This is a genomic window from Candidatus Protochlamydia sp. W-9, assembly GCF_001950615.1.
Taxonomy (GTDB): Bacteria; Chlamydiota; Chlamydiia; order Chlamydiales; family Parachlamydiaceae; genus Protochlamydia; species Protochlamydia amoebophila.
This window is the reverse complement of the sequence record NZ_BCPZ01000014.1, coordinates 1-15,120: the sequence shown is the minus strand read 5'-3', so window position 1 is coordinate 15,120 and position 15,120 is coordinate 1. Positions and strand designations below refer to the sequence as shown.

Annotated in this window: 14 protein-coding genes; 12 read left to right on the top strand and 2 right to left on the bottom strand. The window is 33.2% G+C overall.

Annotated features, from left to right (window positions below; genetic code table 11):
* Positions 1-54: 54 nt before the first annotated feature.
* Positions 55-1,263 (top strand): hypothetical protein, encoded by a 1,209-nt coding sequence (locus BU804_RS00350; RefSeq protein ID WP_075882528.1) that lies wholly within the window; start codon positions 55-57, stop codon positions 1,261-1,263.
* A gap of 34 nt (positions 1,264-1,297) precedes the next feature.
* On the opposite strand, the gene BU804_RS00345 is transcribed toward BU804_RS00350, so the two are convergent.
* Positions 1,298-1,978, bottom strand: coding sequence for a hypothetical protein (locus tag BU804_RS00345; protein ID WP_075882527.1), 681 nt, complete (start codon positions 1,976-1,978; stop codon positions 1,298-1,300).
* Between the two features lie 148 nt (positions 1,979-2,126).
* Here BU804_RS00345 and BU804_RS00340 point away from each other — a divergent pair, with 148 nt between their 5' ends.
* From BU804_RS00340 to BU804_RS00295, 11 genes are all read left to right on the top strand, one after another.
* Entirely contained in the window at positions 2,127-3,779 is a 1,653-nt protein-coding gene (locus BU804_RS00340; protein WP_075882526.1) for a glycoside hydrolase family 3 protein, read from the top strand.
* 9 nt (positions 3,780-3,788) lie between these two features.
* Positions 3,789-4,607: a hypothetical protein gene (locus BU804_RS00335; protein WP_075882525.1), complete on the top strand. Its 819-nt coding sequence runs from the start codon at positions 3,789-3,791 to the stop codon at positions 4,605-4,607.
* Positions 4,608-4,805: 198 nt separating this feature from the next.
* Complete coding sequence (locus tag BU804_RS00330; protein WP_075882524.1) at positions 4,806-5,375, top strand: biotin transporter BioY; 570 nt, start codon at positions 4,806-4,808, stop codon at positions 5,373-5,375.
* Between the two features lie 444 nt (positions 5,376-5,819).
* On the top strand, positions 5,820-7,187 hold the full coding sequence (locus BU804_RS00325) for a sodium:solute symporter family protein (protein ID WP_075882523.1): 1,368 nt from the start codon (positions 5,820-5,822) through the stop codon (positions 7,185-7,187).
* Between the two features lie 250 nt (positions 7,188-7,437).
* The gene (locus tag BU804_RS00320) at positions 7,438-7,875 is read left to right on the top strand and encodes a hypothetical protein (RefSeq protein WP_075882522.1); all 438 of its coding nucleotides are present in this window, start codon (positions 7,438-7,440) and stop codon (positions 7,873-7,875) included.
* Between the two features lie 175 nt (positions 7,876-8,050).
* A complete protein-coding gene (gene dinB / locus BU804_RS00315) occupies positions 8,051-9,103 on the top strand; it encodes a DNA polymerase IV (protein ID WP_075882521.1) in 1,053 nt (350 codons plus the stop codon).
* A gap of 494 nt (positions 9,104-9,597) precedes the next feature.
* Entirely contained in the window at positions 9,598-9,765 is a 168-nt protein-coding gene (locus tag BU804_RS17220; protein WP_445082289.1) for a hypothetical protein, read from the top strand.
* 164 nt (positions 9,766-9,929) lie between these two features.
* The gene (locus tag BU804_RS17215) at positions 9,930-10,022 is read left to right on the top strand and encodes a methionine adenosyltransferase domain-containing protein (RefSeq protein ID WP_445082288.1); all 93 of its coding nucleotides are present in this window, start codon (positions 9,930-9,932) and stop codon (positions 10,020-10,022) included.
* A gap of 19 nt (positions 10,023-10,041) precedes the next feature.
* The gene (locus BU804_RS00305) at positions 10,042-10,299 is read left to right on the top strand and encodes a methionine adenosyltransferase domain-containing protein (RefSeq protein ID WP_158024971.1); all 258 of its coding nucleotides are present in this window, start codon (positions 10,042-10,044) and stop codon (positions 10,297-10,299) included.
* Positions 10,300-10,392: 93 nt separating this feature from the next.
* Positions 10,393-12,591 carry an F-box-like domain-containing protein gene (locus BU804_RS00300; RefSeq protein ID WP_075882519.1) on the top strand — a complete coding sequence of 733 codons (2,199 nt, stop codon included), beginning with the start codon at positions 10,393-10,395 and terminating at the stop codon, positions 12,589-12,591.
* Between the two features lie 52 nt (positions 12,592-12,643).
* Positions 12,644-14,041, top strand: a complete 1,398-nt coding sequence (locus BU804_RS00295) for an NFACT RNA binding domain-containing protein (RefSeq protein WP_075882518.1) — start codon at positions 12,644-12,646, stop codon at positions 14,039-14,041.
* A gap of 20 nt (positions 14,042-14,061) precedes the next feature.
* On the opposite strand, the gene BU804_RS00290 is transcribed toward BU804_RS00295, so the two are convergent.
* Positions 14,062-14,817, bottom strand: coding sequence for a hypothetical protein (locus tag BU804_RS00290; protein WP_075882517.1), 756 nt, complete (start codon positions 14,815-14,817; stop codon positions 14,062-14,064).
* Positions 14,818-15,120: the final 303 nt, after the last annotated feature.

Here is a 15,120-nt window from a genome sequence, read left to right as displayed (position 1 = left end):
TTTAATTTTTTATAATATATATAATAACAATTAATTATTAATAGAGTTTAGTTTATGGATTATTATGATTTATTAGCTATAGCTACATCGGCAGAAAAAAATAGCTTTGTGGTTAAATTCGCTGCATTATGTGACAAAATAGGATTATTACAATTTCGACAGATCCGGCATTTTTTTTCTATCAGCTTTACTAATATTCAGAAAATCAATGAGTATTTTATTCAAAAACATCAAGATTTGCACCGAATTAAAATAAGTAAAATTGCTGGAGAGGACGAATGGAATAGAATGTGTAAAAGGTGGAAGGTGTCTATTTACAAACACGATCACCTTATTATCATGCTTGACCAATTATTTAAGCACCGGATGGAAGGCTCTCCCCATGTTGCTTCACCAAATAATGCAGACTTGCAAAGGAAACTTGCGTCGATTAATCCCGATTTATTTCAATGGGGTGTAGAAACATTAAATAAACGTACCCATCTAATGCAAGATCATTTAGCTCATATTCCTGGCTATAAACAAACTGAAAATCAGCTTCAAATCGATGGAGTGACTTATCAAGTTGTGACTTCAGAAGTTACTCAATTTGCAGAACCTGAAAAACCTCTTGTTTCCTGTGGTTCATCTGCAAGCAGAGAAATGATTTTATTAGATCCTCAAAATTCTCCTGCACTCAATGACAAATACAATCAATTTGAACAATTGATTATGAAGTTTATGCGAGCTAAAGGTAAGCCTAATCTTTCTCCTAAAGAGTTTTTGATACTCACAAATTATTTTATGTCTACTATTGTCTTTCCTAAGGATTCATTGGCGAATGAAAGAATTAACAAGCTAGTAGCCAATTCTCAAAATGATGCTGCTATATATAAAATCAACTCCCAACCTTGTATTCCTATTGATGTATTTATTGTTAATCAAGTAGGAGTCTGTCGGCATCATTCGCTAGTGGCTGCTTTCTTTTTAGATAAATTTATTCAAACTCATCCTGATATTGGTTTCACTGGCAAGGTTCAAATTATGCGTGACGAGATTGTCAAAGATAATCAAGTAATCGGAGCTCATGCTTGGATAACTTTGGGCTTTAACAATGATCAGATTTTGTTGCTAGACTCTTTAAATGGATTTTTAGGGGATTTAAATGAGGAGGATTTTCAGAAAAAAATCCGAAAAGTATTTGGAGACAAAGCGATTCGTCACCAATTAGAAAAAGCAAAACGAATGTTGCAAAAAGGCAATGGTGAAAGAGTGGTTAATTAATTCAATACGGCCACAGTCTAGAAAAGTTTTCTAATTACCAATAAATTCGCCAAGTTCCATCTGCCCGGATCGCATGTCCTTGTAAAGTGATGCGACAATCAGACTCATTAAATCCTTTGGCTGGAGCAATTTGGTGAATAAGCAAACCGTTATGTAAGACCATTTTTCCAACTTCATACTCTATATAATGGCTTGGAATGTCTTTAACAGCTTGCGCTGGATTTAAAAGATCTTGCGGATCGTAGGGTTTATCCCAATAATTTAGTCCACCTCCTTGTTGAGGTAAGGCAAGAGCTAAAGTAAAACTTAATGGGTTAGACCAATCTACTTCTTTGTAATGGCTCCAATTTGCTTGTTTAAATTGAAGATCGAAATGGATTTTGCCACCTTGTTTAACAAATTCTGGGCAAGATAAAAAAATATGAAAACCAGGGAGGGCAAGAGAAGACTCGTACATCACGTCGCTTTTTAATTCTTTTTTTAAGGTGTCTAAGATTCGATCATATAAGTCTGAAAAATGAAGCATGAGAAAAAGATTATTAGATTCAATTTTTTTATCGTAAACTGTAAGTTCGATGTTTTTATCTAAATAAAGAGCAGCACCCAAGGTGTAAAAACGTTCTTGCCTTTTGTTCCAAAAAAAACGCAATTTTTCAATTTTATGTAATATAGCTTCTGTTTCTGTTGAATTTAAAACAGGGATAGGTAACAGCATAAAGTTTCCTTTGTAGAATTAATCTAAATATCTAGAGACCATTCTGAATAAATTTTTACGACTAATAAGAAGATTTTAGAGAGACACGAATTGTTTGTTTTTTCCAATATCTGGTATAAGGATTACCTTTCTTCTTTAGGTCTTTTTTATGTTTACTATCATTTCAAAAAAGTTTCCATTCATTTACAAAAAAAATTTATTATTATTATTTTTTTTGTTTGTTTCATTAAAAGCAGAAAATACTGTTCCTAAGCTTGAAGATTTAACTTTAGAAGAAAAAATTGGTCAATTATTAATCGTTCATTTTCGAGGGGAAGATTGTAATAAAGAAGCTCTTCAAATGATATATGAAGCCCATGTAGGAGGAATTATTTATTATCCATGGTCAAATGGTTTAAACTCTCCTCTTCAAATACAACATTTAAGCGCCCATTTACAAGCTGCGGCATTTCAAAAAAAAAATAAAATCCCTTTATTAATTTCAGTGGATCAAGAAGGGGGAGTTGTCAATCGTTTAACCAAAGAGATGACTCTCTTTCCTGGTAACTATGCTTTAGGTCAAACGAAGGATCCTCAATTAGCCTTTGAGTATGCGAGTGCGTCAGCAAATGAACTTCTAGCGATGGGAATCAATATGAATTTGGCTCCTGTTATAGATGTCAACACTCAACCTTGTAATCCAGTCATTGGGATTCGCTCTTTTAGTACTTGTCCAGATGAAGTTGTTCGATTTGGTTCAAAAGTAGTTGAAGGATTTAATAAGGCTGGATTGATTGCAACTCTAAAGCATTTTCCTGGCCATGGTGATACAAACTCTGATTCGCATCATACTTTGCCTATCGTTAACAAAACGCTTGTTGAATTAGAAAAAGTTGAACTTGTTCCCTTTAGAGCCCTCGCTTCTCAAGCACCTGTTGTCATGACTGCTCATTTGCTTGTTCCTGCACTTGATGCTTTGAATTGCGTAACATTTTCGAAATCTGCGATTGATGTTCTAAGAAAAGAAGTCGGGGAAAAAGGAATCATTTTAACAGATTCGCTTGTAATGCAAGGGGTATTGCAAGATGGCAAAACTGTAGAACAAGCTGCTTTAAAAAGCTTACAAGCAGGGCATGATCTTTTACTACTAGGAGGTAAACGACTTTTAAATGAATCTAGCGAGTTTGAGTTGGAAGCTAAAGATATTTTAAAAATTCACCAATTTCTTGTTAATGCAGTTAGACAAAATCTTATTTCTGAAGCGAGAATTGATATCTCGGTAAAAAGGATTCTTACTCTTAAGGAATCCTATCACCTTTTTCAATCAAAAGAAGATGATTTACAATTGAGGAGGAGAGAACTTTCTCTTCAAAAGAATCAAGCTTTGGCAAAAAAAATTGCAGAAAAAGCCTTGAATAATCTAAATGAAGATTTAAAAATTTCATTTCAGAATCCAAGGATTACTTTAATTGCACCTGACATTTTAAAAGAAGAATTAGAAAAAACAGATTGGTTAACACCTAATCAAAATGTGCAAGTCATTTTGTTTGACGCCAATTTAAAAGAATTTCAAACCGTTTTGGAAAAGTGTCAAGAAATTAATGTTTGTGTATTCTTTTTTTATAATCATAAAAAATATCCGAATCATTTAGATTTCTTCAACTTTATTAAAGCTCATAAAAATAGCGAAATGATCGCTGTCGTTGTTGCCGATTCCAATATTCAACATGATTTGGCAGATGTGACCCTATATACTTACAGTCCTTGCGCGGTTTCACTTCAATGTGCTAAAGAATATTTAATGACAATTTTTGAAGAATAAAAGGAGAAAATGAAAGAAGCATTGTTACGTCTATTACTTTTAATGTTTTTCATCTCTTTTAACTGTTCTGGTTTGGCAGTAGTCATCAATCCTGCTTTTTCAATTAATTCTGATGAAGCCCAAAAAATGGGAATGCTAATTTGGAAAAACGAATGTGGGGCTAAGCAAGAAGGTCTTACAAGTTGGAATAAAGGAGAGGAATTTGCATCAGTTGGAATAGGTCATTTCATTTGGTATCCACCTGGGAAACAAGGTCCTTTTAAAGAAATGTTTCCTTCTTTATTAATTTACTTACAAAAGCACGGAATCCTTTTACCCGAATGGTTAAAGATAGCGCAAGGATGTCCTTGGCAAACACGTCAAGTCTTTTTGGATGCCCAAGAAAGCACTAAAATGAAAGAATTTCGTCAATTATTAGTCGAACACATTGATTTGCAAATTTGTTTTATGGTTGAAAGGCTTTCTTATGCTCTTCCTGTTTTACTTAAACATGCAAAACTTGAAAAACAAGATCAAATCTCTAAACAATTTCATCGTTTAGCTCAAACTTCTAATGGATTGTTTGTCCTTCTTGATTATCTCAACTTTAAAGGAGAGGGAATTTCTTTTCAGGAATGCTACCAAGGACAAGGGTGGGGATTATTGCAAGTATTGGAAAGAATGCAAGGAAGCGAACAGGGAAAAGTTGCTATTGAAGAATTTGTATGTGTTGCAAAAGAGATACTCAAATTAAGAGTTCAAAATGCTCCCATTGCAAGAGGTGAGCAGCGCTGGTTAAAAGGTTGGTGTAATCGAATTGATTCTTATTTACAAGTTTCGCTAAAATAAATTTTTTTTCTAAACTAGAATCGCATAAAAAAATGTTTTTTTAAAAAGTCTATTGACGACTATCCTGGAGTCTGTTTATAGTAGAAGTACTTAATATGTAATCTCAGAAATAAAGTGATAAATTCAAACATTAATTGAGAATTTATTTTTTATCATGGGTTATCTCTAGTTTAAATTTTGAACCCTCATAGGTATAAAATGGCCAACTCTGTAGATCTTAGCCACGTTGATGAATCAACTAATTCCCTAATTAAAAATTGGAGTGTTGCTTTTCAAGTGTTAGCAGCTTCTTTTTTTCTTGCTCTCTGTGCTCAAATAAAAATTACACTTCCATTTACGCCGATTCCATTAACAATGCAAACGCTAGCAGTGATGATAATTGGAGTCACACTAGGAAAGAGAAATGGGGTGTGGGCGATTTTAGCTTACTTTGCTGAAATAGCGGTTGGTATGCCAGTTTTATCTAATTTTGAAATGAATCCTCTGGTTTTCTTTGGTCCTAAAGCTGGGTATATTTTTGGATTTCTTGCCCAAGTTTATTTAATGGGATGGGCTGTAGAAAAAATGAAAAAACATCACATTCAGTTTCTCGCTTTAATGGGTTTTGTGGCTTGTATTACGCAACTTGCGATTGGAGTATTAGGCTTAGCTCCTTTTGTGGGTTGGAAAAATGTGATAATGATGGGATTTTATCCTTTTATCGGGGGTGAAATTTTAAAAATTTTCTTACTTTGTATATTTTTTAAAACTTTAAGAAAGTCTATTTGATAATAAAATTGGGACCCTTTCAAGTCTTTCTTGTTCAGTTAAAATAAAAAAGGCTGTGGATCATTTATTTCCTAAAAATCGAGCAATGTAACGTTGACTCTAAATATTATGCTATTATAAAATAAATTTATTCACCGTTTTTGTTTTAGCGTCTATTATGGATAATAAAAAAGAAAAATTTTAAATTAAGGATGTTATATGCAACGAAATAATCTATTCCGTTTTAGGCCGTTAATTAATTCCTCTTCTTTAATTTTTCTTCATCATTCCCACCCTTGTTTTCATTAAAATTCTTGTGAATCTCATTTATTTTGTTAATTAAAATTTCCCATTCAAATTTTAAATGTTTTTGTAAGCGTAAAAATTTAAAAATAGATTTAAAAAATCTACTTGTAAATTTTTAAAGTTCTTATTCCATACAAGTTTTTTTATGACAGGCAACAAATGAATACGTCTATTTTTCTTAGTCTTGTGGTGATTATCCAAATTATCTGTTTCTTAGCAGGGAAAAAAGCCACACAAAATTTAAAAAATCAACAAGATTATTTTTTAGCAGGAAAAGATGTTTATTTTTTTCCTTTATTGATGACTTTTATTGCCACCCAAATTGGAGGAGGTTTGATTTTAGGGTCGGCAGAAGAAGCATATCGTTACGGTTGGGGAGTGTTATTATATCCTCTCGGATCATGCTTAGGGTTTGTTTTATTGGCAATGGGAATTGGAAAAAAAATGGCTCAGTTTCAAGTTTCTACTGTTGCTCAACTATTTGAGATTGTCTATCAATCGAAATTTTTAAAACAAATAGCTTCTCTTCTTTCCATAGTTTCCCTCTTTATGATTTTAGTTGCACAAGTCATTGCTTCTAAAAAATTCATGGTCAGTATGGGGGTCGACCAACCTGTGTTTTTTATGGCTTTTTGGGGGTTAATTATTATTTATACCGTGATGGGTGGTTTGAAAGCGGTTGTTTCGATTGATATTATTCAAGCATTATTTTTTATTTGTGTGTTTGTTGGAGGTTTTTTCTTTGTTTTGATCAGTCAAGAATCTACATGGGCTCTCTCTTGGAAAAATGGTTTTGATGCTTTTGCGGGAGACCCTTATGCATCTAAACTCAGTGGATGGCTGTTAATGCCTCTACTTTTTATGGTCATAGAACAAGATATGGCACAACGATGTTTTGCAGCAAAATCTCCAAGCATTGTCACAAAAGCTGCGGCTTGTGCGGCTATTTGTACATTTGGAATTAGTATTATCCCTATTTTTTTTGGGGTATTAGGAAAGCAAATGGGTCTTTCTATTCCCAGCCATTCTAGTGTTTTTATAGAAGTTTCTAAAACAATCACCAATCCCACCTTTGCTGCTTTTTTAGGATGTACTGTGCTGATGGCTATTATTTCAACAGCCATTTCTCTTCTCAATGCAATCAGCTCAAATTTAAGCCAAGATTTTGACTTTGTCACTTTTGACAAGGTGGATGGGGTTAGAATTTCGAGATTATTAACAACGGCTATAGGGGTGGCCGCATTTCTTGCCTCATTTGGCTTTGGCGAAATTGTTGATTTGTTGATACAAAGCTACGAACTATCTGTTTATTGCTTATTTGTACCTGTTTTTGCGGCTATGTTTAATAAAAAAGGATCTTCCTCTGCAGCTTTTTTAGCGATGGGGTTTGGTGCGATTGGATTTTTTCTTTTTCGTGATTTACAAATGAATTTTCTTAAAGAAATGTCAAGTATTGGCTTGTCTGCAATTGGAATGGGTCTCGGTTTTTTTTGGGATAAAAGGCAGGTAAAATCTCAAGTTTTTTAATCGTGGGAGGCTTTTTCTCCCTGCTTGTTAAGGTTAGAAGCTAGTTTTATTTCTTAGATAATAATATACCTTAACCACCTGACAAATTTGTGAGACGGTTAAATTTTCCCTATACAAGTGATTAGATATCTTGTAAAAGAAGGTAGGGATAAGCTGAATTGGAAATTTTCCTGCTAAAAGTTAAAATTTTTGCTTTTGTAAATCCAAAGAGAAGCTCTTAATTGAAGGTAGGATATTCTAGGAGGAACGTATGATATTTTTACAAAGATTAGGAACGTTTATTTTTTGCTTTAGCTGTTGCTTTTTTTTCTCTTTATCTGCAGAAACGCAATCGCAAAAAATTGATAATGAAAAATGGGAAGAAAAAAGAGAAGAATGGTGGCAGCAACAAAAACGAGATCAAGAAAAAAAAGAAGAGGTTAAACGCGTGCAAAAACAAGTTGATAAAGCACGGCAGGAAGATCAAAGAATTCAAGAAAAGATAGATGAGTTACATCGTGAAGAGTTAAAAGTACAAGCCAACGTGGATGCTTCTCAACGTCAACAAAAACGCGTTCAACAAAGAATAGATGCTGCAAATCAACAACAACAACGAGTCGTCAATCAAATGCTTCAAAATAAGCGATTAGACGATCGTCTTTATGAGCAAAGACGAGAAGATAGAAGGCGTGCAGATTCTAAAAGATAAGAAAAAAACAACTTTTTTAACGCTTTAGCAAAGCTAAAAAACGAGTTTTCTATTTTCAAAGTCTATCGATAGATAATTTGCTTTCTGTTACCTTCTATATGTTGCCGTTATCCCTGAGTAATAAGTGGTAAAATATTCAGATTAAACTTCTTAGCAATTTATTATTCTTTTATTTATGACACTTCGAAAAATCATTCACCTAGATATGGATGCTTTTTATGCTTCTGTTGAAATGCGAGATGATCCTTCATTAGTTTTAAAGCCAATTGCGGTAGGGGGTGATCCAGATAAACGAGGAGTTATTGCAACAGCCAATTATTTAGCTCGTAAATTTGGGGTGCGTTCTGCTATGCCCTCTTGGAAAGCTAAACAGCTTTGTCCAGATCTAATTATTTTATTTCCTGATTTTGATAAATATAAACGAGAAAGTAAAGCTATTCATGAGATTTTTCATCTATTTACAGATTTGATAGAACCTCTTTCTTTAGACGAAGCTTTTTTAGATGTAACAGATGTAGATGCCTTAAGAGGGAGTGCAACGTGGATCGCGCAAGAGATTCGGCAATTAATTTGGAAGGAAAGAGGGTTAACCGCGTCTGCTGGAGTAGCTCCTAATAAATTTTTAGCTAAAGTGGCAAGTGATTGGCATAAACCAAATGGGCAGTTTGTGTTAACACCTAAAGAAGTTGATGCTTTTATGGTCCATCTTCCTGTTGAGAAGATTTTTGGAATAGGCCATATTATGGCAAAAAAATTACACAGTTTAGGATTAATGAATTGCGGGGATTTACAGACACTTGACATTACAACTTTGCAAAAACTTTTTGGAAGCCGTGCTTGGAATCTTTATGAGCTATGCCGAGGAATTGATCATCGTTTTGTCATATCAGATCGTATTCGAAAGTCATTAAGTGTAGAGTCCACATTTTTGGAAGATTTAAATAATTTAGAGCTTTGTTATCAAGAGATTCCAAATTTGATAGAGAGGTTGATGATTCGATATGAGAAAATTTCTAACCAATATTATAAAAAAAAGCCTTTTATCAAGATCAAATTTGCAGATTTTACAACTACCACGGTCGAAAATACTTTTTTTAAAGCATTTGATTTAGAAACTTATCAAACGTTAATTCGAATAGGATGGGAAAGAAAAAAAGCGCCTGTTCGACTTCTGGGACTCGGCATGAGTTTAAGTCTTGAAGAAACGATTCAATTAACACTTTTTTAATGGCTATTTTAAAAAGTTATCATATAGGTCATTCCTTTCTTTAATTTAAAAATTTGCCTTAAAAGCCATCAAAGAGGATAAAAAGGGGGAGAGGAGTATTTTTATCCTGAAAACTTTAAATTAAAAAAAATGAAAAATCAGACAATTAAAAACCCGTAGGCAAAGGTTTAGTCATGCCTCACTTTTTTTACTTCTGAATCCGTTGTGGTTGAACGTTCTGAAAGTGGCAGATCAAATTTCAGTTGCCATTTAGATGCTTGTTTAATGATCGATCAGAATGCTTGAGTGGCCTGTTTAATACTTGTTTGCCGAGGGATGATTTTTATTGCGGGGAGATCACCATTCACGCAACGATTGATTATCAAGAAATTGCTCGACAGACTCAGACAATCAAAGAAATTGGTTATAAAAATCCTAGGATTCGATTATCAAACTTGTGACGTAATAACCTCTCTCGGTAAGCAATCCCAAGATATTGCCCAGAGGGGTCGTTAATGAAGCATTTGGTTCTTACAAGGAACAAGGGGCCGGGAAATCAGAGGATTGTGTATGGTTATGCTCTTGTAAGTAAACTGTGCAGGAAGAGACAAAAGAGAGAACTAAAATATTTATGGCCCGATGCCAAATCTCAAGTGACTATTAAATATAATCAAAATCATTAACCAATTTGAATTCATACCATTGTTATTTCAATTCGACATTCTGAGGAAGTTAAACAAGAAGTGCTAAATTTAGATATACAGCCTGGCCGTTTTGTGATAGGAGGGGCCGGCAGGTAGTAGTTGGTTTAACAGGTCGAAAAATTGTTGTAGACACTTATAAAAGAATGAGAAGGTATGGTGGTGGCGCATTTTCGGGAAAAGTTTCCTCTAAAGCCGATCGTTCCGCTTGCTATGCTGCGCCGCCTTATATAGAATAAAATTATTGTGGCTGCTAAATTGCCTCGGCGTTGTGAAGAGCAGTTATCCTATGCCATTGGAATTCCTCACCCTATCTCGATAAAAGTAGATACTTTTGGTACGGGAACTGTCAGTGAAGCAGAGTTGAGTCGCATTATTTCTCTAATTTTCGACTTGACTACAAAAGGAGTTATTCAAATGCTTAATTTGAAGCGTTTCATTTATCGTCAAACAACTTACGAAGGTCAATTTGATCGTGAAAGATCTGACTTTACCTGGGAAAATAGATTGAGTTGATTCCTTATTAAATAAAATTAATTAAAATAATTAATTTTATTTTTAAATTTAAATGTAATAATTTTTTTAATTTAATTAGAAAAGGGAAAAATTATGTGTTCAGTGACTTCAATCTCTGAGTATGCTCAGGAAATTCATCTTGCTCTTCCTTATAATCAACCACGAATTCAAGAGCTATTAGAAACTAGTTATCCTGAAATTTTAGCTAAATTTTATGAAATTTTTACTCGATTCCCTAAAAAGTTTTCCGAATTAACCGATTTGTACGAAGAAAATAATGGACGTGTTATCTTAATTAAAAAAAGACAAGTTTTGTCTGTTCCTGAAGAAAAATTATATCGCGCGCTCAAAAAGCTAGTTTCAATCTCAATAAGGACAACTATCCCGTTGGGGGAAATTTCTCAACCTAGTCTGTTTAATTCTCTAAAAACTATAAAAGACAGTGAATCACAAAATGAAGGAGAACTTAAGCTAAATGTTTTGCCAGTAGAGATTTTAGAACAAATTTTTTCTTATGAAAAAACCTGGAATAAACTCGGTCAAATTGGCTTAGTTTGTAAAAAATTTCATAGTATAGTCACAGAGCCCTTATTTTTAAAAAAATTTTTTAATCAGCACCCTCATCAATTTTCAACGATTCGAACCAATAGCTTGAGCCACCGTTTACTTGATTGGACAAATTACCTTCCTTCCTCTTTTTTTCCTCGACAAAATAATCTTTCTGATGGCGATTTGCAAAGTCTAGCAAGACATACGGTAAAGCTTGAAAATTTAGCGTTGAATGGGGGAACTTATACTCCAGAAGGACTTGCAAATTTACTTCAACAGTCACCCAATTTGCAAACATTAGAATTTTATCATCATCCCTCACCGTCCTTTGATGATTATATTGCTATTATTTGTTTATATGCCCCACAAATCAAAAATTTGAAAATCATCGATTGTCACATTTCCGACTTGTCTTTACTTGAGCTTGCACTGTCAGAAATTAAATTAACTCATTTTGAATGTTGGGATAGCTCAGGGAAAGGGTCTTTGACTGATTACGGCCTATATCCTTTAATGAAAAAAAAAACTTATCTAGAAAAATTATCTCTCACAGGTTTTCCTCTGGTTACTCAAGAGTCTCTTTTTACCCTTACAAGTCACATCAAAACTTTAAATTTTACTAATTGCGGTGCTGTTAATCATCGTTTACTAGATGCTATTGCTAGTCGCTTAACCCAATTAGAAGAATTGGAGTTAGGATTTCTTCCTTGTTCTAACCGCTCTAGCGATACCCAACGCATGCAACAAGCTTTCTCGAATGTTGCTCAAAACTGTCAACAATTAAAAAAAATTAAAATTAGCGATTGTTTTTTTTTAAATGATGAAACAATAAAAGAAACCTTAAACAAATGGCTTAATCTTCAGCATCTTGAACTTTATCGAAGCATTCCTATGACAAAAACTTTTTTGGCGCAATTAAAGTCTTTAAAAAATTTAAAGGTTTTTAAATTTGAAAATCCCTATCATTCGCCAGGCGAATTTTCAATTGAACCCCATGATTTTAAATGTTTAGAAACATTAAAATTAACAAATTGCCTAATCGATGAAAAAGAGTTAATTGCTTTTCTAAAAGCAAAAAGCTCTTCAGAAGCATCATCTTTAAAACGTTTATGCTTATTTAATACAGGATATACTAGTCAGAAATTATTAGAAGCCTTAGGAGACTATTGCCCAAAATTAAAAGTCGTCGAGCTTGAACAGGACAAATTAATGGCTAAACATGCCATAATTAATGATGAGGGGATTCAAAAATTAACCAAACGATGTCGTTTCCTTAAAACCTTACATATCAAATCTCCTGATCCTTCTTGGAATTTTACGGATCAATCTTTGATGTATCTCAGCGCTTGCTCAAAGTTAGAACAATTAACTCTCAGTCACTTGCGTTCAATATCTAATAATAACGATAATATCCGGATTTTTCATCTCCAGTGTCTGCATTTGAATCATTTAGGAATTCCTTTTCATCAACTGGAAGAGCCTCATCTTACAAATTTATTAGAAAGATATAGTGAGCAGTTACTTTCATTAGATATTCAAGCAATGCCAAATCTGAGAAAAAAATTAAAATGGAAGTTTTCCCATCTCCGCTCACTCACAACAGACTATCAAAATTTAACCATAGCGACCATCTCTTTTCTTCAATTATCAGCTCCCTCATTACAACTGATTAATATCAAAAATCAAGAAGGTTTTAGGCAACATCACCCATTTTCTGCGTATTTGAATCAACTAAGTAATTAACGTTCATTTATACGCGTTGACGAAAACTTAATATTTCTTGGATAATAAGAGTATGAATCTACTTGTTTTTAGTGCGCTGCAGATCACTGCTTTACTTTCTGAGATACGCCAACAATTGATTGGACTTTCTTATTTTATTTGTCATTCCCATAAAACAACCCAATTTTTTCTTCAATTTAAAAAGGAAAAAAACGTCAAAACACTTTTTTTAAGTTTTCAGACCCCTTTGATTTGCTTTTATTTAACAGAACAAAAAATTTTTCCTCTTGCAAACTTGCTGGAAAATTCTTGGCAACATTATTTATCAGAGGCAATTCTGGTAGAGATTGAACAATTAAATCAAGATCGTATTTTGAAATTTGACTTTAGAAAAAATCAAAGCCAATTTTCCCTTATATGCGAGTTTTTTACGAAACACCCTAATTATTACCTTTTAGATGAACAGGGAAAAATTTTATACTCTCTTTATCCTGTACCAAAAAATTTTTATCAATTACCCTTTCTTTCTCCTTTACAGGTACAGCCTTCTGTCGTTTTAAAAGATTCTAAACAGCTAGAAGAAATTTATAAAAGAGCTGAACAGGAATGGTTTTTTCAACGAGAAAAGTTGGCGTTAGAAAAAGTTTTAAGAAAGGGCATAAAAAAACTTCAAAAAAAACGAGAAAATTTATTAAAAGCAGAAAGAGAGTGTCTTGATTGGGAAACCATTCAACATGAAGGAGAACTTTTAAAGTCTTTTTTCTCTCAACTTAAAAAAGGAATGTCTCAATTAACGCTTTGGGACTGGTTAAAAAACCAAGAAGTATGTTTAAAGCTTGATCCAGAGCTCCTTCCTAGTGAACAACTCAAATATCGCTTTAAAAAAGCTAAAAAACTTCGAATAAGTTTACCACATTTAGAAAAACAACTTCTTTATGCCAATCAAGATTTACTTACGCAAGTCGATCAATTAAATAGGCTACAAAAAACGACCAGAATTGAAGAATTAAGTTCTTTCAAATCTAAAAAATTAATTCTTCGAAAAGCTGCAGAACAATTACAAAAAAAACAACTACCTTATAGAGAATTTTTATCAAGCACTAATACCCCAATTTGGGTGGGAAAAAATGATAAGGGCAATGATCGGATGACATTTGCCCTGGCTAAAGGTTCTGATTGGTGGTTACATACACAAGATGTTCCTGGATCACATATTGTGATTCGGACTAAAAAAGATCAAGATCCAGATGAAGAAACTTTAGCCGATGCCATGCAACTAGCACTTTATAATAGTAAAGCCAAAGTTAGGCAAGAAGCAGAAATTTGCATGACTCAACGAAAGTTTCTTTCAAGAATGGGAAAAAATCAGCTTGGAAAAGTACAAATCTCAAAACATCGATCGGTTTGGATTCGCTTTGATTTAGAGCGTTACCAAGCCATTCTAAAAAGACAAAAGTTGCCAAATGGGTGATTTTTTAACTTTTGAATAACTTAATTTTGCAGGATATTATGAAGGATTGTTTTTTTCTCAATCGTTAAAAAAACACGAATCCATGATAATTGTTTTTCTTGAGAGATAAAAACCCGATTTAAATAATCTAACGACTCATAAGAACTTCCTGGATAAAACTGATAGCGGTAACCTTTATCAATAAGAACTAATGAGCTTGCGCATTGTGCTAAAATATCCTCTCTTGTGTTTTTGATAAATAGATTTTTATCGGGAAATAAGTGTATAAAAGTGTTGGAATAAGCAGATTCCGCGTCTTTTAATAAAAGCTCATGAAAAGTTGAGTCATTTTCAGCTAAAGATTCTATTATTTTTAAGAAAGAAACAAAATTTTTATTTTGGGAAATATAAGAATGCCCATAAACGACATTGCAGTTTTCGAAATAAGATTGATATCGATTGCGAAGCGCGTGAGCTTTGATTAAACACTCCTCCTGGGCTTTCTGTAGATCGTTTTGAAATCGGAGGCTCATGGTATTAATATGTGCGCAATCGGAAATTAAAACAGTAATTTTGCCTTTTACGTGATTTCTGATAGTGGAGACAAAGGCATTCATTTTTAAGTCGCCACTAATTTTTTCATGAAATGAAGAATGGGTGCTAACGAGAATAATTACCGGTTTTTCGGTTTCCAACCAATGAGTCTCTATAGTCTTAAAAGCTAACTTTCCTTTAATAATTTCTTTTTGATTTGAAAAAATAGCTGTAAAATTCTTTCTCCATGTATATTTATTCATCTGGCAATTTTCATTAATTAATAATTCGCTAATTTTCTGCTGAAAATTAATTTTTTAAAAGAGCGTTAAATACTCTAAAATAAAGTAAAAAATACTATTTGGCCTATCTCCGCGAAAACTGAAAAATGACGTTTCATAAGTGCCCGAACTATAAAATTAAAATTATTAGTAACCTGAATTTTGAATTTATCTCTTTGATAATAAATAAGAAGAATAAAATTTAAATGACAAAGGACCTCTGCATCATTTAAAACATTTGTTTTCCCAAGCTAATGTTTAATATGACATGAGAGGTCAAAATGG